The following is a 3,184-nucleotide window of genomic DNA, read 5'->3' on the forward strand; positions in this document are numbered from 1 at the left end:
AAGTAATACATCAATAACTCTGTTGTTAGGTAATTTTTTTAAAACATTTGTTATTTTCCTTGCTTCAACAATTTCAGCATAATAACCTTCTTTAGTTTTTCTTTTATTTCTAAGATTATTCATTGCTAAAAGATTTTCTAAAATACTACTTTGCACATCGATTATTCGACTTAATTCTTTACAAAAAAAATGTTGATCGTATTTTAAATCTTCGTAAAGCAAAATGTGAATATTTTTCCTACCGAAGATATTAGAATATTCTGTCAAAATATCTGAAAAACGAAAAACTCTGTAAATATCTGCTAGATTATCTATTTCTTTTAATAGAAACTTATTAAAAGAATTTCTTTTTTCATCGTCTTTGAACAAATGATATCTTTCTACGTAGCTTGAATATATTAATTCTGTTTGATTCCTTAAAGTTACAAATATTATAATTTCATCTGCAAAGTTTTCAAAATATGTTTTTAATTTTCTAGGATATAGAAAAGGATCTACTACCTTTTTTTTTGTTTGAATTTCTTTAAAATATGGAATCAAGCATAAGTCTTCATTTGAGATTATATTTAATTTTGTTTCAGAGATATTGACTCTTTCTTGAAACGGAATATCAAAAACAACAGAATTTATTAGAGAGTTTGATAAAATAAATTGTTTCCCTTTTGAATAACGGATAAAATTGGTTTTTCCTAAGTAATTTATTTTCTTTTTTTGATGTAATTTTACAAATACTGCTTCTTGAAGAGTTGTCGTAGCTGTTTTTGGATAACCAATATGTATAACGATTCTTTTCATTTTTTCTCCCTTTCCTTTTCTAAATTATTTAGAAAATAAATCCTTATAATTGTTAATTACTCTTATTACATAATCTACCTCTTCATCTGTCATCCCATCATATATTGGTAAACTTAAGACTTTGTTTGCCATTTCTTCGGTGATGGGGAAATCACCTTTTTTGTACCCAAAATGTTTGTAGGCATTAGAAAGATGCGGTGGTATAGGATAATGAATTTGGGTCCCTATTCCATTTTCTTGTAGATAATTTTGCAATTTATCTCTTTCTTCAGTTTGAACAACAAATAAGTGCCAGACATGATCTGATCCTTTTCTAATTCTTGGTAATATAATTTTTGGGTTGTTTATTTCATTTAAATATTTTAAAGCTATTTTTTCTCTTTCTTTCCTCAATTCGCCATAATGAGATAGTTTGACATTTAGCAAAGTTGCTTGAATCTCATCCAAACGAGAATTTACTCCTTCTATCTCATTGTAGTATTTTTTTTGACTTCCATAATTTCTCAACATTTTAACTTTCTCAGCAATTTCTTTATTATCTGTTACTATCGCTCCACCGTCGCCAAAAGCACCCAAGTTTTTAGTAGGATAAAAGCTAAAACAACCTATATCGCCAAATGTTCCCGTTGTTTGATTTTCAAATTTTGCTCCATGACTTTGAGCACAATCTTCTAATAAGTATAAACTGTATTTTGTGGCTATACTTTTTATTTTATTCATATTAGCCGCTTGACCGTATAAATGGACTGCCATTATAGCCTTTGTCTTGCCCGTTATCTTTGCTTCTATCTTATCCGTATCTATGTTGTAATATTCATCCGGTTCAATAAAGACGGGGGTTGCATCATTTTCAGTAATCCCCAATACTGTAGCTATGTAAGTATTCGCAGGTACTATTATTTCATCCCCTTCTCCTAAATTTAGTGCTCTAACTGCTAATATTAAGGCATCTAATCCCGAATTAACCCCTACACAATACGAAGAACCTATAAAATTTGCAAAATTATTTTCAAACCTTTTTACATTTTCTCCCAAAATGTACCAACCAGATTCCAACACATCAATAGCTGCTTTGTCGTATTCACTCTTATATTTTTCGTATCCTCTTTTCAGTTCATTAAAGTTTATTTTCATCTTTCCAATAACCTTCTTTCACTAATTTTAAAAAATTGTTGTAATCTCTGATGTAATCACTTTCATCATAATAATCAGATGCTGCAACACATAACACTGAATTTTCCTTTATCCAATACATATCATGCCAAATCCCTTTTCCTACCAATAAACCCTTTTCAGGAGAGTTCAACAAAAACTCCTTTTTCCCCTTGCCATCGTCTAAAATGACGTTTATTTTCCCATAAGGACACCAAAGAAGTTGATTTAATTCTCTATGAGCATGCCCACCTCGTTTTGTTCCAACAGGAACATAGTAGGTATAGTATATCCTTTTTATTTCAAAAGGTATGTTTTGGTTTGATTCAAAAAAAGAAAGGAAACCTATTTCTATTCTGCCTATTTGTTTAAAAGTAATTAGTTTATACATATTGATTGCCTCTACGCTCTTAATTTTTTAAGAAAGCCAGTTTTTTAACATAAAGAAGTTGCCGATATTTAATTCAAAAATTTTTAAGTGCCATTTCGGTTAGCAAAAAATTAATACTAATTTCAAACTAGCGAATATGTAATAAATTAATTTAATCTTAAAAAGAGCACACTCTAACCATTTCAATGAAAGTTTAACAAAATTCATAACAATTTTATAAGTTCGTTTTCTTGTTCTTTCGATAAATATTTACTACAATTCTTAAGTATGTATGAAATCATTTTTGTTTTTTCTTCTGGATTTTTGCAAATTTTTACTGAATAGATGGCACGTCCGAAGTAATTAAAATAAGCAATTTTTCTTTCTTTTTCATTTAAAAGATGCTCGTAATTCAACAGAATTTTATGTAATCCGATTATTCTTCTAAAACTTCCTATATGCTTAGATGTAACATTGTTACTATGTTCGTATCTAAATGATAGATCCTTGAAAACAAACTTTGGCTTAGAAATATTTACTAGTTTTAAGTAAATATAATAATCATAACCGTATAAACCTTTTTGAGATAGAAACTCGTCCTTGTCGTTAAGATAATCAATTTTCATTAAGTTTTCTTTATTAAATAGTACATTGGAATCTGTTCCTACATAATTTCCTTTTATAACTAAAAATTTTAATAAATCTTCTTTATTCAACTTGTTAGGATCTAATTCGAAATTATTCCAAATTTTCTTCAAATAATTTGAAACTATATTCTCGTCGGTTATATAAGTAAAATCATTTACTATAAAAGAATATTTATAAACATCATTTATTCGTGAAATTTCCACGGCATAACTTTCATAT

At 28.1% G+C, this 3,184-nt stretch carries 4 protein-coding genes; all 4 read right to left on the minus strand.

Annotated features, from left to right (window positions below):
- Positions 1 to 795: sulfotransferase domain-containing protein (locus AA81_RS13940; protein WP_146050428.1), on the minus strand; the 795-nt coding region annotated here is incomplete at its 3' end.
- Between the two features lie 24 nt (positions 796 to 819).
- Positions 820 to 1,929, minus strand: coding sequence for a DegT/DnrJ/EryC1/StrS family aminotransferase (locus AA81_RS13945; RefSeq protein WP_103899371.1), 1,110 nt, complete (start codon positions 1,927 to 1,929; stop codon positions 820 to 822).
- Positions 1,913 to 2,338, minus strand: a complete 426-nt coding sequence (locus AA81_RS13950; RefSeq protein ID WP_103078794.1) for a sugar 3,4-ketoisomerase — start codon at positions 2,336 to 2,338, stop codon at positions 1,913 to 1,915. Before AA81_RS13950 ends, AA81_RS13945 begins: the two co-directional genes overlap by 17 nt.
- 203 nt (positions 2,339 to 2,541) lie before the next feature.
- A partial coding sequence (locus AA81_RS13955; RefSeq protein WP_211292743.1) for a hypothetical protein occupies positions 2,542 to 3,184 on the minus strand: 643 nt, incomplete at its 5' end.

The organism is Petrotoga halophila DSM 16923, assembly GCF_002924615.1.

Coding starts and splice junctions, on each gene's coding strand:
- AA81_RS13945 (WP_103899371.1), bottom strand. CDS start 1,929: ATGAAAATAAACTTTAATGAACTGAAAAGAGGATACGAAAAATATAAG.
- AA81_RS13950 (WP_103078794.1), bottom strand. CDS start 2,338: ATGTATAAACTAATTACTTTTAAACAAATAGGCAGAATAGAAATAGGT.